This window comes from Tropicimonas sp. (assembly GCF_047971885.1).
GTDB lineage: Bacteria > Pseudomonadota > Alphaproteobacteria > Rhodobacterales > Rhodobacteraceae > Tropicimonas.
In genome coordinates this window covers 1-20992 of the sequence record NZ_JBKEAE010000133.1, presented here as the reverse complement: position 1 = coordinate 20992, position 20992 = coordinate 1, and the positions used below count along the sequence as shown (strand labels likewise).

Below are 20992 nucleotides of genomic sequence, written 5' to 3'. Positions count from 1 at the left end.
GCTCTTCTTTCCCTCCCTATAGTAGGGAAACGACGCGCGGCGCTAGCCTCCCGACGATTTCGGGTGCGGCGTCGGACAGGGGCGGGCGGGCGCGGGACCAGCCGGCATCGCCCGCCACCGCCCCCACCAGCGCCTTGACCAGTGGCGTGACCGGCACCTTGACGATATCGTCGACCAGCGCATTGAGCGCCGGGTTGGCAATGCCCTGACGCACCAGTCGGCCGATCTGCGCCGGCATCAGGTTGGCCATGCCGCTGATGGCGCCGGCCCCGCCGAGCGGCGCGGCGCGGGCAAGCATCCGCTCGTCGCCGACAAGAATCGCCAGATCCTCCATCGGCAACAGACCGGCGATGTGCTCCCAGTCCCCGGCGCTGTCCTTGACGCCGAGAATAGCATTGCCAAACCCATCCTTGATCCGCCGGATCAGCGGCGCGTCGAAATGGACACCGGTCACCTGCGGGATGTGGTAGAGGATGATCCGCGCATCCTCCCGGTCGAGGCGCGCGACAAAGCCCGCCACCCAGCGGAACAGGGCGTCGTCGTCGATCCCCTTGAAATAGAACGGCGGCGCGAGAAGCAGCCGGTTGACACCCCGGTCCATGGCGATCTGCGCCTGCCAGACCGCCCCCTCCAGATCGCTGGCGGCGATTCCGGCAGTCATGCAATGCGCGGCGATACCCGATTCGAGAACCGCATCGAGCATCGCCACCCGTTCGGACATGCCGAGCGAGGCCCCCTCGCCGGTGGTGCCGAATAACGTCATCCCGTCGGCCCCGGCCCGCATCACATGCGCAGCATGCGCAACGAGACGCGGCAGATCGACGGAGCCATCGCTGGCGAACGGCGTCACCATCGCGGCGGAAACGCCGAAAAGATGGGCGCGCGAGCCGGCAATGGTCTCCGGTTCCGGGATGGTGGGCATGGGCATGGCGATCTCCGGCAAATGTCCGACCAGTGACATGTTGGTCTGTTGACACAAACATATCAAGATGTAAATTATCAACCGTTCGGAAGCACAGGGGGGTGCGATAATGGACGATACGGGCAGGGCGGGAAACGTGGCCCTCATGCTGGGCGGGCTGCCGGAGGCGGCGGCGCGCGCGCTGGTCGATCCGGTGCCACCGCGCAACCGCAACGACTGGTCGGCACTTTCGCCCGAAACGCCCGCGGCGCTGTTCTGTCCCCGCACGACCGCCGAGGTTGCGGCGATCCTGCGCGCCGCCGATGCCGCCGGCGTGTCGGTCGTGCCGCAGGGCGGATTGACCGGGCTGTGCGGCGGCGCCCGCCCGATTGCCGGCGGCATCGCGCTGTCGCTGGAAAAGATGGCCGGAATAGAAGAGATCGACGAAGCATCGGCCACCATGACGGTACTGGCCGGAACGCCGCTCGAAACGGTTCAGCGCGCCGCGGCGGAGGCGGGGATGTACTTCCCGCTCGACCTCGGGGCGCGGGGGTCCTGTGCCATCGGCGGCAATGCCGGCACCAATGCCGGCGGCAACCGGGTCATCCGCTACGGCATGACGCGCGATCTTGTCCTCGGGGTCGAGGCGGTGCTGCCCGACGGAACGGTGGTGAATGCGCTTTCCAAGCTGATAAAGAACAATACCGGCTACGACCTGCGCCAGTTGTTCATCGGGTCCGAGGGAACGCTGGGAATCATCACCCGGCTGACCCTGCGCTTGTTTCCCGCACCTGCCTGCACCCATGCCGCGATCTGCGGCCTGCCCGATTACGATGCGGTTCTGCGCCTTCTGTCGGGCGCCCGGCGCAGGCTCGGCCCGATGCTCTCGGCGTTCGAGGCGATGTGGCCGGATTACTGGCAGATCGCCTGCGCGGTGCCAGGGGTCCGCGACCCGCTGGAAAGCTGCCACCCCCATACCGTGCTGATCGAAACGCAGGGCATGGACGAGCAGATCGACGGCCAGCGCATGGCGGCCTTTCTCGAAGAGATGTTCGAAGCCGGGGTGGTTGCCGATGCGGCGCTGTCGCAGAGCCTGGCGGACGTGCGGGATTTCTGGGGCGTGCGCGATGCCGCGTCGGAATTCAAGGCAACGCTCGGCCCCCATCATGCCTATGATGTCGGCCTGACGACGGGGCGGATGGACGCCTTCGCCCACGCCTGCCGCACGGCGGTCGCAACCGCCGTCCCCGGCGGACGTTCGGTCTATTACGGCCATGTCGGCGACGGCAACCTGCACCTTCTGGCCTGGCTTCCCGGCGCCTCGCCGCAGCCGGGCGAGGCGCTCGACCGGGCGGTCTATGAAACGGTGCGCCGCTTCGACGGGTCGGTTTCGGCAGAACACGGGATCGGCATCACGAAAAAGCCCTATCTGGCCTATTCGCGCAGCGCCGAGGAAATCGCGCTCATGAAACGCCTCAAACATGCGCTCGACCCGCGCGGCACCCTGAATCCGGGAAAGGTGATAGACGCATGAAACTCCTGCGCTTTCTGGATGCAAATCTCGAACGGTTCCTTGTCGCGGCAATCCTGTTTGCCCTGGTGGCTATCCTTGCCGCGCAAGTGGCGTTCCGCTACCTGCTTGGCGCGCCGCTGGTCTGGTCCGAGGAACTGGCGCGCTACCTGCTGGTCTGGTGCACCTTCATCGGGGTCAGCCTGGCGGTGCGCGAGGGGCGCAATATCTCGGTCGATCTGCTGCCGACCATGCTGGGCGATCGCTGGACGCGCGGCTTCGGCGTCATCGCGCTGGTCGGCTCGGCGATCTTCTTCGCGCTGGTGGTCTGGTACGCGATCCCGCTGACCCGGCGCATCGCGCGGATCGGGCAGACCTCGCCGGGGCTCGGGATCCAGATGTGGATCGTCTATGCCGCCGTTCCGGTGGGGCTGGGGCTGGCGTTTCTCAGGGCACTTCAGGCGCTTTGGCAGGTTATGCGCGGCGGGCCGTTGCCCGGCGCCGACGCGACCGCACAACACAGTGAGGGGGCGGCATCATGATTGCGGTCTACGCGCTGGTTTTCTTCCTCGTCCTGCTGCTTCTCAGCGTTCCGGTCGCCTTTGCGCTCGGCTACGCGGCGTTCCTGCCCGGATGGCTGGGGGCGCCGACCAATGCCGGGCAGGTAATCCGCTCCATCGTCACGGCACTTGACAGTTTCCCGTTGCTCGCGGTGCCGCTCTTCATCCTTGCCGGCGAGATCATGACCCAGGGCGGCCTTGCCAAGCGGCTGTTTTCCTTTGCCGATGCGATCTTCGGCCGGTTTCGTGGCGGGCTTGCCATGTCGACGGTGGTTGCCTGCATGCTGTTCGGCGCGATCTCGGGCAGTTCCCCCGCGACGGTTGCCGCCATCGGCTCGATGGCCGTTCCGCTGCTGCTGAGGCGCGGCTACGACCTGCGCTTTTCCACCGCGCTGATAACGGCCGCCGGAACGCTCGGGGTGATCGTTCCGCCATCGATCCCGATGATCATTTACGGCATGTCGGCACAGGTCAGCGTTTCGGCGCTGTTCATCGGCGGTATCCTTCCCGCCTGCGTCATCGGCAGCCTGCTGATGGTCTATGCGCATATCTACGGCCGGCGGCATGCCGGGAGAATCACCTCGTCGGCCGGGACGGTCAGCGTCGGCACCGCGTTTCGCGACAGCTTCTGGGCGCTCATCGCGCCGATCTTCGTGCTGGGCGGCATCTACGCCGGTGCCTTCACTCCGACCGAGGCCGCGGCCATCGCCTGTGTCTATGGCGCTTTTGTCGCCATGTTCGTCTTCCGCGAGCTTTCGCTCCGCGACATGGGGCAGGTGCTGGTGAATACCGCGCTGACGATTGCGCCGATCCTGATCATTGCCGGCACCGGCGCGGCGCTCGGCCGGGTGCTGACACTGCTTCAGGTGCCCGCCGCCATCGGCGAATTTGTCGGCGGCGCCATCGATGACCGGCTTGTCCTGCTGTTGCTGGTCAACGTGATCCTGCTGGGCGTCGGCATGGTGATGGAGACCCTTTCGGCGATCATCGTGCTGACGCCGATCCTGTTGCCGGTGCTGGCGCCCTACGGTGTCGATCCGGTGCATTTCGGCCTGATCATGGTCGTCAACCTCGCCATCGGTTTCGCCACCCCGCCGGTGGGGGTGAACATCTATGTCGCCAGCGGCATCACCGGGCTGTCGGTGGTCCAGATCTGCCGCGGGCTGATCGTGCCGGTGGCGCTGCTGATCGTCGGGCTGATCGTCATTACCTACTGGCCGGGCCTGACGCTCTGGCTGCCAAGTCTGGCGGGCTGATCCGGCAGACACCTGCAATCAAGGAGGAGAATTTACCCATGAAACTGCATCCCATCGCGCTCGGCGCCATGCTGCTTGCCGGCACGGCGATTCCCGCCGCCGCCGCCGATTACACGATGATCCTGGCCCATACCCTGAACGATACCACCCATCCGCTCTATCAGGCCTTCGTGATGATCGAGAAGGAGATCGAGGAGAAATCGGAAGGCCGCATCGACGTTCAGCACCAGCCGGGCGGCGCGCTTGGCGGCGACCGCGAACTGATGGAATCCATGCTTCTCGGCGATGTCCAGTTCGTGCCGACCTCGACCTCGGGCGCGGTGCAGTTCGTGCCGGAATTTGCCGCCTTCGAAATCCCCTACGCATTCCCGACCGATACGGCGCGTCTTCGCCGCATCCTCAACGACAGCGAATTCACCGCCGCGCTGGAGGAAAAGCTTGCCGCCCAGGGTATGAAATTCGGCAAGTTCTACAACGGGGGCTTCCGGCAACTGACCACATCCGGCACACAGGTGCACACGCCGGCCGATATCAAGGGCAACAACCTGCGCATCCGCGTCCCCGAGAATCCCTATTCGGTGGCAACCTGGTCGGCCATCGGTGCCGCCCCGACGCCCATCGCCTTCCCCGAGCTTTACGGCGCCCTGCAGCAGAAGGTCGTCGACGGGCAGGAAAACCCCTATGGGCACATCCTTTCGCAGCGCTTCTACGAGGTGCAGGACTACCTGACCACAACCAGCCATATCCTGCTGGCCAACGTGAATCTGATCAACAAGGACTGGTACGATTCGCTGCCCGAAGACCTGAAACAGGTCGTAGATCAGGCGCTGGCCGATGCCGAGGAGTTCCAGTGGACCCTTCAGGACGAGATGCTGGGCGAACAGCGCGCCGCCATCGCCGAACACATGGAAATCATCGACCTGACCGAAGACGAGCTTCAGCAGTTCCGCGAGGCGACCGCCCCGATTCAGGACATGGTGCGCGGCGAGATCGGCGACGAGATGGTCGACACGCTGATGAGCTCGATCGCCAGCGTCAACTGAGCGGGCCTGACCCGGAGCAGATGGCGCGCCGACGCGGATTGCGGCCGGCGCGCCAGCAAGCCGTTCAGCCGTTCAGAAGCTTCGCGGTTCGCAGCGATTCCCGCGCCGCCTTGAGCTGGCTTTGCGTGTATTGCATCGCGTGACGGACCAGATCGTCGCTGTCGTCCCAGGTGTTGCGCCAGATCCCGAGGATGCCGGTCAACGGATCGCCGACCACCCTGGACGAGAAGGATTCGAAGGTGATCGCGCCGGAATATCCGGTCCGCACCAGCGCCTTGAAGATCGCCGGCAGGTCGATGGAGCCGGTCCCGAGATAGCCGCGATGCGATTCGCCGGTGTGGAAATACCCCAGCATGTCGCCGGTCCTTTCGATCGCGACAACCGAATCCGCCTCCTCGATATTCATGTGATAGACATCGAGGTGTACCTTGACGTTGGGCCGGTCGACCATGCGGCAGAACTCGATCGCCTGCGCATGGGTGTTGAGCATGTTGGATTCGTAGCGGTTCACCACCTCCATGCCCATGGTGATGCCGCTGGCGGCAGCCTTGTCGGCGACGCGCGCGATCACCTCGGCCGATTCCCGGATACCGCGATCTGTTGGCGGGACCATGTATTTATGGAACGCCGAATAAAGAATCCCGCTGATGTGGTGGGCACCGATGTCGCGGGCGACCGAAACCACGTCGAGCAGGCGCGCTTCGCCCGCCGCGATCCGGTCGGCATCGCCCGACGAGATATCGGTATCCGCGTCCAGCCCCAGCGACAGAACCGAGTCCAGCCCCGCATCGTCGAGAAGACGACGCGTAAACGCGACATCGAAGCGCGACGGATCGAGCGCCGGCATCTCGATCAGGTCGAAACCCATTTCCGCCGTTCTGGAAATGGCAAGGCGTGCCTCGGCGTCGCTCCAGCCGCCGACCCAGACATTCGCATGCAGACCAAGCTTGTTCATCTGCGGTTCCTTTCTCACGTTGCACGTTCGTTGTGGCCATTGCGGGAACGCGGCTGCGGCCCCGCCGGAGTCAGCTTTCGCCCGAGCCGATTGCCCGGACCATCAGATCGGCGGGCAGGCTTTCGGTCAGCACCGTCTCGATATTGACGAAATCGTTGCCCTCGAGCTGGCGGCGCATCGTCTCGGGCGGCATGCCGAACCGTTCCCAGCGCCGGCGCAGGCGGGTGTGCAGCACCTCGCGCGGCACGTCGAGAAATACCGTCAGATCGAAGAAAGGGCCAAGCTCGCGCCACAGGTCGCGATCCAGCAGCAGATAGTTGCCCTCGACCAGAATCAGCCGCACCTCCGGGCCGATCAGCCGCGCACCGGCGCGCGCGATCTCGATCGAGCGGTCGAAGACCGGCACCGCCACGGTCCGGTCCGCCTCGTCGCGCAGCCGGGCAAGCATGGCGCGGAACCCGCCGACATCGAAGGTGAAGGGCGCGCCCTTGCGGGCGCGGTCGCCACGCGCCTCCAGCACCATGTCGTCGAAATGATAGCCATCCATCGGCAGGACCGCGGCGATGCCGGGACGGCGGGCGTTGATTTCGCCGCACAGCCGGTCGGCAAGGGTGCTCTTGCCCGAGCCGGGCGCCCCGGCGATGGCGACAAGCCGCCGCGTCCCGCCCTGCTCGCGGAAAAGACATTCTGCCAGCGCCGCGCGGCCGATTTCCCGCATGTCGCCCATCGTCTCCCCCGTCATGCGTGCCCACCCGCGGGCAGCGAGGCCCGGGGCGCGACCGGTTCGTCGTTCGGCGGCCGGCCATATCCCATGCGGCGGATCTGTTCGATCACGCGGTCGATTTCGGCCACCGGCAGAACCGGCGGCTCGCCAAGCACCAGCGCGGCAAGATACATCCGGGCGAGGGTCTCCACCTCGATGGCGAGCCAGAGCGCGCCGGCAAAATCGCTGCCGAGCGCGATCTGCCCGTGGTGACCCAGCAGGCAGGCCATGCGCCCATCGAGCGCCACCAGCGCGGCATCCGACAGCGCCTGCGTGCCGAAGGTCGCATAATCCGAACAGCGGATATCCGCGCCGCCCGCCACCGCGACCATGTAGTGAAAGGCCGGAATGGGGCGCATGTGGCAGGCAAGGCTGGTCGCATGGACCGAATGGCAATGCAGGACAACGTTCGCATCCGGCCGGCTGACGAGGATATCGCGGTGGAACCGCCATTCGGATGAGGGACGCCGCCCCTCGAAACCGCCGTCCATGCGCATCTCGACGATATCCCCGGGCTGCATCCGGTCATAGGGCAGGGAGGACGGGGTGATCAGCAGACCGTCGCCATGGCGCACCGAAAGGTTGCCGGCGGTTCCCTGGTTGATGCCGATCCGGGTCATCTCGCGGCAGGTTTCGACCATCTGCCGGCGCAGGCCGGCTTGATCTGACATGTTCATGAACGTGCCTCCGTTGATAATGCACCGGCCCGGGCGCGCCAGGTCCGGGCGTATTCGGTCAGGCCGGGCACGTCGAGCGGCCGGGACCGGCCGGGCAGCCGTTGCGAGGCGCCCGCCCGCCCGTGCAGGGCCAGCTTGGCCGCGCCGCTGGCAACGCCGTTCGCCCGCGTGTTGAACAGGACCGTCTCGTCCGGCACCAGCGCCGCCACCAGCGGCGCATAGAGCGGATCGCCCAGATAGGACCCGTCGAGCACGATCGTCCCCTTGTGGCCAAGCGCGCGCAGGCATTCCGCCGTCAGCAGGGCCAAATGCAGCACGCCAAGCGACGAGCGCTCCACCGGATCGAGTGCGCCGCGGCCGATCACATGCCCCCTGCCGGCGCTGCCGGGGAAAATCCCGTCGTCCGCCCCGAAGGTCGGAACGCTCATCACCCGGGCGGCGACCAGCCGGCAAACGGAATCCGCCGCTGCGGGGGCGGGTCCGCCCGGCTGGTCCGCGATGGCCGAATATTCCCGCCCGCCCATGCAGAGCACCCCGCCGAGCAGGGCGCCGGCCACGTCCGCGTTGGTGGTCATGCCGCGATCCGGGTCGAGCGCGGCAGGATCGACCGTATCGGACAGGCCGACGATCCATGTGCCGGTGGAAACCACGGCGAGCCGCGACAGGCCCTTGCGCTGGTAATTGTAGAAATTGACGCTGGAATCGTGCGCGCCGACCAGAACCCGCACCTGCGGCGAGAGGCCTGTCCGCCGGGCCACCTCCGGGCGTACCGGTCCAAGCGCCTCCCAGGCGCGCCGCAGGGGCGGCAGGAGCCTGTCCCAGCCATGCCTGCGCGCAATGGCCGAAGGCTGCCCCGCACGCAGGTTCCACAGATCCGATTGCGCCGCGAGGCAGGTGATCTCGCTCGACGTGATGCCGGAAAGGCGCCATGCCCAGTATTGCGGCAGGCCGAGGAAGGCGGTGCCCTGCGCGAATGCGGCGGGCATGGCATGCTCTACCCACAGCAACTGCCGCGCCTGATGGGTCGTGCCGAGCATGATCGCGCTGCCCCGGTCGGCGAAATCGCCTCCCTCGCGCCGGTAGGTATCGGCAAGCCAGCCCGGCGCGTTCTGCTCGTAATCCAGCATCGGGCAAAGCGGTTCTGCCCGATCGAGATCGCCGGGCGAGACAAGCACCCCGGCCGAGCCATGCCCCGAAGTGACGAAATCGGTGATATCGTGGCGTCCGGCCGCTTCCGCCAGCGCATCGAAAAGCCAGTCTTCGGTCGCGGCGAGGTCGTGGCGGCGCATCCCGTCGCGCACAATCACCGGATTGGCGGTCGATACCTGTTCCAGGATCGTGCCCGCCGCATCCGCGATCAGCAGCTTCACGTTGGTCTTGCCGATATCGAATACCGCGATTACGCCCATCGTCGTTACTCCGCCACCCCGGCCAGCAGCCGGCGGTTCGACGGGGTGACGGCAAGTTCCGGCGCGATCATCACTTCCTCACCCTTCCGGCCTTCGGTTGAATCGAGATAGTCGAAGCAGGCCGCTGTCAGCGCCGCCACGTTCTGGCGCATCATCACCACCGGAACAGGCAGGCAGGCGGCGAATGGGTCCCAGTCGAAACAGGCGATCACGCACCTGCTGGCCGCTTCCGGATTGCGGGCAAGAAAGGTGGAAAACCCTTCCATCGCGGTGATCGAGTTGATGAACAGCCCCCCCGGCAGGCCCTCGGGGCGCGCCGCCAGACCGCACAGGACCTCGTGCGCGCGCAGCGGATGATAGCCGCAGCGGGCGATCATTTCGTCTCCGACGGCAATGCCGGCACCTTCCAGCGCGTCCCTGAACCCCGCGATGCGAAGCTCGGTGGCATATTCGCCCTCTCTGCCACCGATGAAGTGGAACGCGCTGTCCGGCGGGGCGAGCTGCAAGAGCTGCTCGCCCAACTCACGGGCGCCGCGCCGGTTGTCGGTCAGCACCGAAAAGGCGTTCCGGCCGGGAAAATCGACATTCACGTGGCGCGTGCCCGCCTCGTCGCACAGCGCATTGAAGCGGTCTGGATCCTCGCTGCCGACGAGGATCAGCGATTCCACCTGCTGCGCCAATAACGTGCGGACGACGCTTTCTTCGGTCTCGCGGTCGCGCTGGGTGCTCACCACCACGGGGCAGAGCCCGCGCTTGCGCGCCTCGGCTTCGTAATGCTCGACCAGTCCGGCGAAGAACCGGTTGCGGTGATGGGGAATCACCATGCCGATCATCCCGGTCCGGTTGGTCCGCAGACCGCGGGCCCGCAGGTTCGCCCGGTAGCCGAGCCGCCGCGCCGTATCGGCGACCTTGCCGGCGGTTTCCGGGTTGATCCGGTACTTCGTCCACGATCCGTTCAGCACAAGGCTGACGGTCGAGGCCGACGTGCCCGTCGCCTCGGCGATGTCATAGATCGTCACCCGCTTCTTCCTCTTTCCCGGCATGCCTTCTCCCTGCGCTGGCTCACGGTCTTGTCGCTGCGCCATCGCCTCGTGGCCAGAGGGGAATCTGACTTGACTCACATTGCTAAATGGATTTAGCGTTTATTGCAACCCGAACATGGCCGGCCCTGGGCCGAAATTGCGCGGGCAGGATCAAAGTCACCGACATGTCTGTGGGAGGAAAACACATGACACACCCGACGATTTCCCGCCGTAGCCTGATGGGCACGGCACTGGCGGTCATTCTTGCGGCCGGCGCTCCGGCGATGGCGGCAGACGGACCGACCATCGGCGTGGTGGCCAAGATCGGCGGGATTCCGTGGTTCAACGCCATGGAAGCCGGCATCACGGAGAAATCGCAGGAACTGGGCGTGAACGGCTTCATGGTCGGCCCGACCAGTGCCGATCCGGCGCTTCAGGTGCGCGCGGTCGAGGATCTGATCGCGCAGGGTGTCGATGTGATCGGGATCGTACCCAACGATGCCGGCGTGCTCGAACCGGTGCTGAAGCGCGCGATGGAACAGGGGATCAGGGTCATCACCCACGAATCGCCCGCCCAGCAGAACGTCGACTGGGATTTCGAGCTCGCCTCGGCGCAGGGCTTTGGCGAGGCCTATGGCGTGCGGCTGGCCGAGATGCTGGGCGGCACGGGCAAATATGCCGTTTTCGTCGGCTCGCTGACCGTTCCCCTGCACAACGCCTGGGCCGATGCGGCCATCGCCTATATCGGCGAAAACCACCCCGGAATGGAACTGGTCGGCGACCGCTACGGCGTTGCCGAAAATGTCGACGAATCGCGCAAGACCGCGCTCGACCTGATGCGGGCGAATCCCGATCTGAAGGGCTTTCTCGCCTTCGGCAGCCAGGGGCCTATCGGTGCCGCGCGCGCCGTTGAGGAGCGCCGCAAGGGGGGCGAGGTTATCGTTCTCGGGCCGTTCTCACCCGGTCAGGGCCGCAAGCTGGTGCACGACGATATCCTGTCGGGCGGTTTCATGTGGAACCCGAAAGTCGCCGGGGAGGTGTTCGTTACGCTTGGAAAAATGCTCTCCGAAGGGGTCGAGATTACCGACGGGATGGAGATCGAGGGACTTGGCGTTGTCCACCCCGATTACGAGAACAAGGATATCATTGTCGACGAACTGGTCGAGATCAACAAGGACACGATCGACGACCTTGCCGCCATGGGGCTGTAGGGAGGCGGCCTTCTGCCACGCCCCGGTCCGAAACGGGGCACCCGCCGCCATGCCTCCCGAACGGCGGCGGGTGCCCCGCCCACCCAAGGAAAGTGCACATCATGCCAGGCGACACTCCGCTTGCCGATCAGCGCCCGGTCCTGCTCCGGCTGAGGCACGTATCGAAGCGGTTCGGGGGCGTGCAGGCCCTCGACGACATTCATTTCGAGGTTCGCGAGGGCGAGGTGCTGTGCCTCGCCGGCGAGAACGGCTGCGGCAAGTCCACCCTCATCAAGGTCGTCAACGGGGTCTACATTCCCGATCCGGGCGCCGAGATAGAATTCGGCGGACAGCCGATGACCAACCTGACGCCCGGCAGGGCGCGCGAACTGGGCATACAGGTGATCTGGCAGGATCTGGCGCTGTTCCCCGAGATGAGCGTGGCCGAGAACATCGCGTTCGAACTGAACCTCGGCGGCGCGCCGAAACTGGCCAATTACGCCGAGATGCGCGAACGCGCCCGGGTCACGCTTGACCGGCTCGGGGTGGCGATCGGCCTCGACCGGCCGGTCAAGTCGCTGTCGATCGCGCAGCGTCAACTGGTCGCCATCGCCCGCGCGCTGATCGCCGAGGCGCGGCTGGTCTTCATGGACGAACCCACCGCCTCACTCAGCCGGGACGAGACCGAAGCGCTGATCCGCATCGTACGGCGGCTGTCCTCGGAGAACATCGCCGTCGTCTTCGTCAGCCACCGGCTGGCCGAGGTACTGGACATCTGCACCCGCGTCACCGTGCTGCGCGACGGAAAATATGTCGGGACCTATCCGACCGAGGGCATGACCCAGACCCGGCTGACCGAACTGATGACCGGTAACGTCTTCGACAGCGTGGTGCGCAGCCCGGCGGCGCGCGGCGGCGAACCGGTACTGAGCCTGCGCGACCTCAGCCGGTCGGGCGAATTCTACAACATTTCCCTTGACATTGCGCCGGGCGAGATCGTCGGGCTGACCGGGCGGCTGGGGTCGGGCCGTACCGAGCTTGCCCATGCCATCTTCGGCATGACCCGGCCCGATACCGGGCAGATCCTGCTGAACGGCAAGCCGCTGGAAATGCGGTCGAACCGCGATGCCATCGCGGCGGGCATCGCCTATGTCTCGGAGGATCGCCTTGCGCTCGGCCTGATCCAGCCGCAGTCGATTTCGGACAATATCTCCATCACGGTGCTCGACAGGCTGCTTGACGCGACGGGGCTGCTTTCGCCGGCAAAGCAGGGCAGCCTGGTCGACGACTGGATCGCCCGGCTCCGGGTGAAGATCGGCGACCCGCGGGATGCGGTTTCGACCCTGTCGGGCGGCAACCAGCAGCGCATCGTGCTGGCAAAATGGCTGGCGACCGAGCCCCGGCTGCTGATCCTCGATTCCCCCACCGTCGGGGTCGATGTCGGCGCGCGGGCGGGGATTTTCGAGATCGTCGCCGAACTGGCACGGCGGGGCCTGGCGATCCTGCTGATCTCGGACGAAACGACCGAGGTCTATTACAACGCCGACCGGGTCCTGCTGATGCGGGACGGGAACCTGGTGAACTCGTTCATCCCGGCCACTGCCGACATCGAGCAAATGGAGGAAGAGGTTCATGCGTAGCCCGCGCTGGACGGGATCGACCGAAAGCTGGCTGGCGGTGGTGATCCTGCTGATCTGTCTCTACCTGTCGTTCGCGACCGACACGTTCCTGACGCTGGTCAACCTGACCGACCTGATGAATTCGTCCGCCGTCAACATCGTTTTCGCCGCCGGTCTGCTGGTGGTGCTGATCGCCGGCGGGATCGACATTTCCTTCGCCGTCGGCGCCTCGGTGGTGCAATACCTGGTCGCCATCACGGTATTCCGGATCGGCGGCGGCAACTGGGCCGTCGGCATGGTGCTGGCGCTGTTTTTCGGCTTCTGCCTCGGCGCGATCAACGCGACGCTGATCTACCGCTTCAGGATCGTGTCGATCATCGTCACCATCTCGACCTTCAACCTGTTCTTCGGGCTGCTGATGTTCTTTACCGGTGGCAGATCAATCTACAACATGCCCGACTGGTGGACCAGCCGGATCGTCCTGTTCGAGCGCGAAACCGATCTGGGCTGGGCAGAGATAACTCTGCCGGTGGCAGTGATGGTCGCCGTCGTCTTCGCCACCTGGCTGCTGCTCCGGCGGCTGAATTATGGCCGGCAGCTTTTCGCCATGGGCGACAACACCGAAGGGGCGCGGCGGCTCGGCATCAACCTCGGCGCCATGCATTACCTCGCCTATGGCTGGCTGGGCATGTGCGCCGGCATCGCCGGCCTGATGCAGGCGCATTACGCGCAGGAGATCGTTCCCAACGCGCTTTACGGGCGCGAACTGGAAGTGCTGGCGGCGGTTGTGCTGGGCGGGGCGCGGCTCGGCGGCGGGCGCGGCACGCTGCTTGGCGCGGTGCTGGGGCTGGCGCTGATCTCGATCACCCAGAACGGGCTGAACCTGATGGGCATCTCGCCCTATGCCTTCCGCATGATCGTCGGCGCGATCATCCTGATCGCCATCAGCCTGTCCAACGAGACCCTCGGATTGCTGCGCGAGCAGGTCCGGGCGCTGAGAGCCGAGGGAGGCGTGAAATGAGCCAGGAGACGCAAGGCAAGGTGCCCGCGCGGCCAAAGAGCAGACCGGCCACCGCATTGCTCAACGGCGAGAATGCCGGCCTGATCGGGGTACTCATCCTGTTGCTGGCGCTGTTCGGACTGATCGACCCGAATTTCCTCAGTACGGCGACCTTCACCTCGATCGCCTTCCAGTTGCCCGAGCTTGGCCTGCTGACACTGGCGATGCTGATCCCGGTCATCTCGAACGGCTTCAACCTGTCGGTGACCTTCACCGCCAACATCAGCGGACTGGTGCTGGCCTGGATCCTGATGGCGGGTGGCGGGCCCGAGGCGGGGGTGCTGGTGTTTCTTCTCGGCATCGTTGCGGCGCTGCTCACCGGTCTGGCCTGCGGCGGGCTGCTGGGAACCATTGTCGCCTTCACCGGGGCGCATCCGATCCTTGCCTCGCTGTCGATGATGATCTTCCTGCGCGGTCTGGGCGAGTTCCTGACCCGCGGCGGCAGCGTTTCGGGCTTTCCCGAATTCGTGTCGGCACTGGGACAGGGGACGATCCTCGGCGTTCCGATCCCGCTGCTGATCTTTGCCGGCTGCGCCATCCTGTGGACGATCGTGCTGCAACGCACAAGGCTGGGCTTCTCGATCTACATGCTGGGCTCCAATCCGGAGGCAACGCGCTATTCGGGCATCAACACGCGCCGCGCGCTGGCGATGGTCTACGTGCTGTCGGGCTTCATGTGCGCGGTGGCCGGCATCATCATGGCGGCACGGTTCAACTCGGTCCGGGTCGGCCATGGCGAGGCCTATATCCTGATCACCGTGCTGGCCTGTTTCCTTGGCGGGGTCGATCCGTTCGGCGGCTTCGGGCGCGTTCTGCCGGTGGTTCTGGCGCTGCTCATCCTGCAGACCATCAGTTCGGGGCTGAACCTGCTGGGCGTGAACCAGCACCTTTCGACGGCGCTGTGGGGCGGTATCCTGCTGACCGTCATGGTCGGCCGCTTCCTGTGGAAACGCTACGGCCCGGTGCCCGCCCGGTCCTGAGCCTCGTCCCGGGACGGGCGAGGGCGGTGCGGGCTCAGCCCAGTTCCGCTCCGGTCCGGGGGCCATCCTCGGTAACGATGACATCGAGCGGAATGTCGTGCGGCTGCGGATAGATGGTGGCGAGCCGCGCCGCGCCGACACCGACGCCGATGGTGAACGGGCGCGGCGACAGCGCGGCGAGCGTGCGGTCGAAATAGCCCCCACCGTACCCCAGCCGGTACCCTGCGGCATCCCAGCCGACCAGCGGCGCCAGCGTCACCTGCGGTACCACCGCTTCCGCCCCGGGCGGCGGCACGAGGATGTTCCAGTGGCCGCGCACCATGCGCGTCTGCGGGGTCCAGCGGCGGAACACCAGCGGGGCGGCGCGGGTCTCGACCAGCGGCAGCGCGATCTGCGCCCCCATGTCGTGAAGCCCGCTCAGAAGCGGCCGCAGGTCAAGCTCTCCCCTGATCGGCCAGTAACCCGAAAGCACAAGCCCCGGGGCATCGCCCAGACGCTCCGCGAGCAGGCGGCGCAGGATCGAGGCGACGATCTCCCCGATCCGGGCGCGATCGGAAACGCTCATCTGCCCGCGCATGTCCAGCAAACGGCTCCGTTCCGCCTTGCGCCAGCGGGCGACATCGCGCGCCTGCTCCGGATCGACACCGAGCGGATCGAAATAGGCCGGATCAACCTCGTGGGCCATGCAGGGGGGCGACGCGTAGCAGCTGCCCTCGCCGGGTTTCGGGTCGCTGCCGCTCATGGCCGGCGCAGACCGCGTATCGCGCTAGCCACCCGCCCGGCCACCCGGCTCGAACTGCGGGAACAGGATGTCGTTCTCGAGGCGCATGTGTTCCTCCAGGTCGGCGATGAATTCCTCAAGCCCGGAGTAGAGCGCCGTCCACGTGCGGCAGGCTCCGTCCGGCAGGGTCGGGCCGCCGGTCATCTGGCGGATCTGCTGCACTTCGACGTCGTGATCGGCATGGTCGGCCCGCATGACCGCGATCGGAGCCTCGATCCCCGGCATCCCACCCTTGCGGATGGCCGGAAAGAGGATCAGTTCCTCCTTCTTCATGTGCACTTCCATGTCGCCGGTCAATTGGCGCAGAAGCGCCGACAGGCCGGCGGGAACGTTCGCATCGCCGGCATGGACGGTTTCGACCTTTTCGGCCAGTTCAGCCAGCACCGGGAGCTGCGCTCGGTGGCGGGCATGGTATCGTGTCTCGATATGGCGGGTCAGTTCCGCCGCATCGTCGACAGGGGCAGTGTCGTTCATTGTTGTTCCCTCCCTTCAGCGCAGGACCGGCGCGGCAGCAGCGTCCCGCGCGGCATTCTCGACGGCGATGTTCAGCGAGCGGGCGATCCGCTCCGCCCGGATGATAACATGATGGGCACCCTCGGCGGTGCAGACCTCGTGCGCGGTTTCCCCGAACAGCGCCAGCCAGCGTTCGAAATGCGCCCATCCGATCGGCAGCACCGCATGGGCCGGAACCGGCGAGCCGTGATAGCGCCCGGTCATCAGCGCCACCGAGGACCAGAAGCCGACCATCCGCTCGAGATGCGGCCCCCAGTCCGATATCCGCTCCTCGAAGATCGGCCCAAGCATGTCGTCGGCCCGCACCTTGCCGTAGAACCGGTGCACCAGCGTGGCCAGAATCTCCTCGTCCAGCCCCGTCTCTTCCATCAGGGCGCGCGTCAGCTCAGGCCGTGCCGAGACGATCCGGGGGTTGTCGGGCTGATCCGAGACCATGGCTGTCTCTCGTGGCTGCGGGTTGCATTCCTGTCTACTTTCTTTAATAGGTATTGTAAATACCAGTTAAAGGGCATGCAGCGGAGATGCGCCTGACATCTTTCACCGATTACGGCCTGCGGATGCTGATGCGCATGGCGGGCGATCCCGGGCGCGCTTTCTCGACGGCCGAGATGGCCGACGAATTCGGTCTGTCACGCAACCATCTGTCCAAGATCGTCCAGTGCCTCGCCCGGGCCGGAATCGTCGAAACGCGGCGCGGCGGCGGCGGCGGCGCCACGCTGGCCAGGGCGCCCGCCACGATCCGGCTGGGGTCGCTGGTTCGCCTGCTGGAAGACGGCCATGTGCTGGCCGATTGCTTCTCGGCCGATGGAAAGCACTGCAGGATCAGCGGGCAATGCCGGCTGAAAGCGCGCTTGCGATCGGCCGAGACGGCATTTTTCGCCGATCTCGACAAGACCACCCTTGCCGATATCGCGCTTGTCCCAATGGATTTTCTGACCGGTTGACCGGCGCACCGGCCCGGTGCGACAGCACCGGACGATCTCTCACCGCCGCGTCAGGAAACGCCGCAGAGGCTCACCGCGATACCGAGGTCGCGCGCCAGCGCTGCCCTGGCGTGCATCGCCCGGTCGGCCTCGGCCGCCGAGGTGGCGTAGACCACGTGGATGTGATTGGCCTTGTGGCGCGCCATCATCTGGTCGCGGGTGACCCCGGCCAGCACCGCGTTCATGATCGGCCATTCGGGCGTCGTTCCCTGCGAGCGGCGCGCGATCTCTTCCGGTGGAAGCTCGACCGCCTGGCCACGCCCGATATCCATGTTGAGCCGCCCGCCCTCGACGAAGATCCGCGACCAGACGATCTCGCCGGCCCGGGCGATCCCCTTCAGGGTGCCGCCACCGGCCGGAAAGAACATCGGCGGCTGGCGGAAGCTCTCGGACCCGGCCCATCCGCCGGGATGGTGGGCGGGGGGGGCGGCGCCCGAAATCTCGAACACCCAGACGAAGTCATCGCGGCTGCCCGACAGGTCCGGCCCGCCCCAGCGCAGGTCGTGCAGGGTGTTCTCGACCGGCTGGCCAAGCGCCCGGTGCAGGCGGTTGGTCAGCACCCCGTCGAGGGCGGCACATTCGTCGACCTCGTTGAAATGCACGATGGCCTGGCCGTCGCGGATCACCGAGCCATCGGCGCGGGCGACCGGCGGGCGCTCGTCGTTGTTGAGCATCCCCTCGACCAGATCGGAGGCCGGCAGCAGATCCTTCAGGCCCTGCTGGTACTGGATGCCGATGGCTTCGCAGCCGAACTGATCGGCCAGCCGCACGGCGGCAATATACATCCGGCACTGGTCGATCACCTGCGCCTCGGTCAGGTCGGTTGCCGGATCGCTGCCGAAATGGAAGGTCATGCCACGCTCGATCATCCAGTCGAAGGCGGCGGCGGCATCCGCATCGCTGACCTGCCTGGCGGCATGATAGAGCGCCGATTGCGACAGGCGTTCCTTGAACACGCCCAGCGGGATCAGCAGTTCGTCGGGGATGATGGCGTTGTACATGCCCATGCATCCCTCGTCGAAAACGCCGAGAATGGTCTTGCGTCCGCGCAGATCGGCGGCGATTTCCGCCACCAGCGCGCTGTCGGCGGGCGAAAGCCCGCCGCCATCGTAGGGGCGCACATGCGAGGTGTCGTGGGCGATGGCCCCGGTATCGAGCCACTCGTCGAGCTTTCCGAGGAAAAAGGCATCGTCGAAATTCTCGCTCCACAGCGACGAATAGGCAACGCCCGCCTTGGTGAGCGAGCCGTTGAGGTTCAGCAACCCGACCAGCCCCGGCCATTCGCCCGACCAGTTCGCCAGCGTCAGGATCGGCCCGCGATGGGTGGTCAGCCCCGGCAAAACATGGTGCGAATATTGCCAGACCGCCTCGGCGACGATCAGCGGCGCATCGGGATCGAGCGCGGCGAAAACATCCATACCCTCGCGCTGCGAGGCGATGAACCCGTGGCCTTGCGGTTTGACCGGATGCGCGCGGACAAGCTCGTGGCCCATCCCGGCCAGCACCGCGGTCAGCTTGCGCTCCATCGCCTCCTGTGCCGGCCAGCACTGGATATTGGCGCTCTCGCGCAGATCGCCGCTTGCGACAAGCAGGATACGGGTCATGATCTCATTCCTCCCTCGTGGTGGCCCGGACGGCGCGGGTTGCGTGCCCCACATCCCGCGGGCGATGGCGGAATCGCCTGATTTCGCGCAAAAGATGGCCCCGGACGATCAGCATTCGGCATTGACAGATTTTTTATTGCACACCTAACATGTCAGCAACAGGGAATTGCGGGCACAATGACACATCCTATTCCTCCGGCCATCTGCGCGACCACGGCGACCTTGCCGGCCGAGACCGGCCCATCAGGCTTTTTGCCCGGAGCGGTAGCGCGCATGCGCCGCATGAGTGCGGGGAAACGGACCGGACCGTCGCGGTGCTGGCGATGAAGGCGCGCGATCGGGCCTGGGAGGGGTTCACGCGCCGCGTCCTCGCCGGCGAAATCCTGCCCGGCCAGTTCGTCACCCAGCGCGAACTGGCGGAGATTACCGGCTATCCTCTTGGCGCGATCCGCGAACTGGTGCCACGGCTCGAAGCCGAGGGGCTGATCGTCACCGCGCCGCAGCGTGGATTGCAGGTGGCGCAGGCCGATTTGAAGCTGGTTCGCAACGCCTTCCAGTTCCGCGAATTTCTGGAGGTTCCGGCGGTCCGGCACTATGCGCGCGTTGCCGATCCGGGGGAACTGGCGGGACTGCGCGCCGAACACGAGGCCGTCATCGAACGCCGGACCGAGGAAGACGACAACTGGCTGATGCAGGATGCCGAGCTTGTCGACCTGCGGCTGCACGAGGCGATCATCGGATCGCTCGACAACGAGATCGTATCGAACGCCTATCGGGTCAACTGGATCAAGATCAAGCTGATCCGCCTGGCGGAAACCCGACTCTACGTGCCGATGATCCCGCAGGTGATGGGAGAACACCTGAAAGTCATCCATGCGCTCGAACGGCGTGACGCGGACGCGGCGGCCGAGGCCGTCCGGAGCCATATCGACGTGGCGCGGCGACGGGCCGTGGACATCTGACACCAGATCCGTTTGATCAGGTCCGGGCTGAATGATCGTGCCACCAGCGGAAGCCGGTCTGGCAGCGGATGCGCTCCAGGTCGTTTGAGAGCGCGACGCATTGGACGGCGACGGCGGCATCAAGGTCGTCAACGGTTGCGAAATGACGGTTGGCGACGGGCTCGTCGACGTGGACCTGCAGCGTTTCGGCCGGTTGCAACCCGGGCGATCAGGGCGGCAGGAAGATCAGGCGAATGTCCTTCGACACCTCGCGCCCGCCTGCCTCTCGGGCGAACAGGCCAACCATCGTGGGGAAAACGATTCGGTAGATTGCTTTCCGGACCTCCTCATACTTCGGACAGGTCCCCGGAAATGCACTGCGACAGGTACCAGTAGCTCTGCCGGTGGTCGGCGGCACAAGGGCGGTGATGTGAAGCCACTCAAACCGGTGATGGCCGCCGTCTCCGCGCGCGCGCCGCAGTGCCCGCGACCCGCCGTGAAACAAGGCTTCAGCCCGATGCGGTGCCCGTGCGTGGCAAAGACGGCGATCCGGCGCCCGGGTGTTCGAATTGCGCGACCGGAATCCCATAAGCACGTGCTCAGGCATATGCCTAATACCAACGGCCCTACAGACTGACTGCTCTTGCGTATTCGCGGTCGGCGATTGATCTGATCCGGCTAGGATCGTTTGCAAAGAAGTTCCATGCATTGCAGCATCGGGCGACGATATCGTCGTAGGTGTCGAAGAGCGAGGTGGCGAGGCGGTTGGCGCTCAGCCAGGCCCAGATGTTCTCGGCCGGGTTCAGTTCCGGCGCATAGGGCGGCAGCGTGACGATGGTGAGGTTGTCGGGGACGCGCAGCGCGTTTGCGCCATGCCAGCCGGCGCCATCCATCACCACGATGGCGTGTGCGCCCGGCGCCACGGTCTTCGCGATCCCGGCGAGATGGGCGTTCATGGCCCCGGTGTTGGCGAAGGGCATGACCAGCGCGGCAGTTGTCCCGCGCGCCGGGCAGACGGCACCGAATATACAGGCCCGTTTGTAGCGGGTATCGCGGGGCGCGCGGGGGCGGGTTTCGCGTTCTGCCCAGATCCGGGTGAGTGTTCCCTGCTGGCCCACCCTCGCATTCGTCGGGAAAACGATCCCCCGGATCGTTTTCTGATCCTCCTCATTCCTGGAACCAGACTTCCGGCGGCTTTCCGCGCGCTGCTTCCGGCAGAGTGGCG

General features: G+C 66.0%; 21 protein-coding genes. 10 read left to right on the top strand and 11 right to left on the bottom strand.

Annotation, left to right across the window (positions count from 1 at the left end):
* Positions 1-16 precede the first annotated feature (16 nt).
* Positions 17-928 carry a dihydrodipicolinate synthase family protein gene (locus tag ACK5IR_RS11400; protein ID WP_416928972.1) on the bottom strand — a complete coding sequence of 304 codons (912 nt, stop codon included), beginning with the start codon at positions 926-928 and terminating at the stop codon, positions 17-19.
* A 103-nt stretch (positions 929-1031) separates the two neighbouring features.
* Here ACK5IR_RS11400 and ACK5IR_RS11395 point away from each other — a divergent pair, with 103 nt between their 5' ends.
* The 4 genes from ACK5IR_RS11395 to ACK5IR_RS11380 are packed head-to-tail and all read left to right on the top strand — an operon-like array spanning position 1032 to position 5270.
* Positions 1032-2435 (top strand): FAD-binding oxidoreductase, encoded by a 1404-nt coding sequence (locus ACK5IR_RS11395; RefSeq protein ID WP_416928970.1) that lies wholly within the window; start codon positions 1032-1034, stop codon positions 2433-2435.
* A complete protein-coding gene (locus ACK5IR_RS11390) occupies positions 2432-2953 on the top strand; it encodes a TRAP transporter small permease (protein ID WP_416928968.1) in 522 nt (173 codons plus the stop codon). The genes ACK5IR_RS11395 and ACK5IR_RS11390 overlap by 4 nt, the downstream gene beginning before the upstream one ends.
* On the top strand, positions 2950-4227 hold the full coding sequence (locus ACK5IR_RS11385) for a TRAP transporter large permease (RefSeq protein WP_416928966.1): 1278 nt from the start codon (positions 2950-2952) through the stop codon (positions 4225-4227). Before ACK5IR_RS11390 ends, ACK5IR_RS11385 begins: the two co-directional genes overlap by 4 nt.
* A 38-nt stretch (positions 4228-4265) precedes the next feature.
* Positions 4266-5270: a TRAP transporter substrate-binding protein gene (locus ACK5IR_RS11380; protein WP_416928964.1), complete on the top strand. Its 1005-nt coding sequence runs from the start codon at positions 4266-4268 to the stop codon at positions 5268-5270.
* 64 nt (positions 5271-5334) lie between these two features.
* Here ACK5IR_RS11380 and ACK5IR_RS11375 read toward each other — a convergent pair whose 3' ends face one another.
* The 5 genes from ACK5IR_RS11375 to ACK5IR_RS11355 form a co-directional block, all read right to left on the bottom strand.
* The gene (locus ACK5IR_RS11375; RefSeq protein ID WP_416928963.1) at positions 5335-6225 is read right to left on the bottom strand and encodes a sugar phosphate isomerase/epimerase family protein; all 891 of its coding nucleotides are present in this window, start codon (positions 6223-6225) and stop codon (positions 5335-5337) included.
* A 70-nt stretch (positions 6226-6295) separates the two neighbouring features.
* Positions 6296-6943 (bottom strand): nucleoside/nucleotide kinase family protein, encoded by a 648-nt coding sequence (locus ACK5IR_RS11370; protein WP_416929022.1) that lies wholly within the window; start codon positions 6941-6943, stop codon positions 6296-6298.
* 20 nt (positions 6944-6963) lie between these two features.
* A complete protein-coding gene (locus ACK5IR_RS11365; RefSeq protein WP_416928961.1) occupies positions 6964-7665 on the bottom strand; it encodes a class II aldolase/adducin family protein in 702 nt (233 codons plus the stop codon).
* Positions 7662-9074 (bottom strand): FGGY family carbohydrate kinase, encoded by a 1413-nt coding sequence (locus ACK5IR_RS11360; RefSeq protein WP_416928959.1) that lies wholly within the window; start codon positions 9072-9074, stop codon positions 7662-7664. The genes ACK5IR_RS11365 and ACK5IR_RS11360 overlap by 4 nt, the downstream gene beginning before the upstream one ends.
* Positions 9075-9079: 5 nt before the next feature.
* Positions 9080-10117, bottom strand: a complete 1038-nt coding sequence (locus ACK5IR_RS11355) for a LacI family DNA-binding transcriptional regulator (RefSeq protein WP_416928957.1) — start codon at positions 10115-10117, stop codon at positions 9080-9082.
* 185 nt (positions 10118-10302) lie between these two features.
* Here ACK5IR_RS11355 and ACK5IR_RS11350 point away from each other — a divergent pair, with 185 nt between their 5' ends.
* The 4 genes from ACK5IR_RS11350 (at position 10303) to ACK5IR_RS11335 (ending at position 14945) form a co-directional block, all read left to right on the top strand.
* Positions 10303-11307: a substrate-binding domain-containing protein gene (locus ACK5IR_RS11350; protein ID WP_416928955.1), complete on the top strand. Its 1005-nt coding sequence runs from the start codon at positions 10303-10305 to the stop codon at positions 11305-11307.
* Between the two features lie 101 nt (positions 11308-11408).
* On the top strand, positions 11409-12926 hold the full coding sequence (locus ACK5IR_RS11345) for a sugar ABC transporter ATP-binding protein (protein ID WP_416928953.1): 1518 nt from the start codon (positions 11409-11411) through the stop codon (positions 12924-12926).
* Complete coding sequence (locus tag ACK5IR_RS11340) at positions 12919-13926, top strand: ABC transporter permease (RefSeq protein ID WP_416928951.1); 1008 nt, start codon at positions 12919-12921, stop codon at positions 13924-13926. Before ACK5IR_RS11345 ends, ACK5IR_RS11340 begins: the two co-directional genes overlap by 8 nt.
* On the top strand, positions 13923-14945 hold the full coding sequence (locus ACK5IR_RS11335; protein ID WP_416928949.1) for an ABC transporter permease: 1023 nt from the start codon (positions 13923-13925) through the stop codon (positions 14943-14945). Before ACK5IR_RS11340 ends, ACK5IR_RS11335 begins: the two co-directional genes overlap by 4 nt.
* 34 nt (positions 14946-14979) lie before the next feature.
* Here ACK5IR_RS11335 and ACK5IR_RS11330 read toward each other — a convergent pair whose 3' ends face one another.
* Genes ACK5IR_RS11330 through ACK5IR_RS11320 form a run of 3 tightly spaced genes read right to left on the bottom strand, consistent with a single transcriptional unit; the run spans position 14980 to position 16674 of the window.
* Positions 14980-15687, bottom strand: coding sequence for a 5-formyltetrahydrofolate cyclo-ligase (locus tag ACK5IR_RS11330; RefSeq protein ID WP_416928947.1), 708 nt, complete (start codon positions 15685-15687; stop codon positions 14980-14982).
* Between the two features lie 24 nt (positions 15688-15711).
* Positions 15712-16200, bottom strand: a complete 489-nt coding sequence (locus ACK5IR_RS11325) for a hemerythrin domain-containing protein (RefSeq protein ID WP_416928945.1) — start codon at positions 16198-16200, stop codon at positions 15712-15714.
* A 15-nt stretch (positions 16201-16215) separates the two neighbouring features.
* Positions 16216-16674, bottom strand: a complete 459-nt coding sequence (locus ACK5IR_RS11320) for a group III truncated hemoglobin (protein ID WP_416928942.1) — start codon at positions 16672-16674, stop codon at positions 16216-16218.
* 86 nt (positions 16675-16760) lie between these two features.
* Here ACK5IR_RS11320 and ACK5IR_RS11315 point away from each other — a divergent pair, with 86 nt between their 5' ends.
* Entirely contained in the window at positions 16761-17183 is a 423-nt protein-coding gene (locus ACK5IR_RS11315) for an Rrf2 family transcriptional regulator (RefSeq protein WP_416928940.1), read from the top strand.
* Between the two features lie 50 nt (positions 17184-17233).
* Here the strand turns inward: ACK5IR_RS11315 and ACK5IR_RS11310 are convergent, their stop codons facing one another.
* On the bottom strand, positions 17234-18826 hold the full coding sequence (locus ACK5IR_RS11310) for a fucose isomerase (RefSeq protein ID WP_416928938.1): 1593 nt from the start codon (positions 18824-18826) through the stop codon (positions 17234-17236).
* Positions 18827-19149: 323 nt separating this feature from the next.
* On the opposite strand from ACK5IR_RS11310, the gene ACK5IR_RS11305 reads away from it, so the two are divergent.
* Entirely contained in the window at positions 19150-19788 is a 639-nt protein-coding gene (locus ACK5IR_RS11305) for a GntR family transcriptional regulator (RefSeq protein ID WP_416928936.1), read from the top strand.
* A gap of 605 nt (positions 19789-20393) precedes the next feature.
* Here ACK5IR_RS11305 and ACK5IR_RS11300 read toward each other — a convergent pair.
* A partial coding sequence (locus tag ACK5IR_RS11300; RefSeq protein ID WP_416928934.1) for an IS630 family transposase occupies positions 20394-20992 on the bottom strand: 599 nt, incomplete at its 5' end.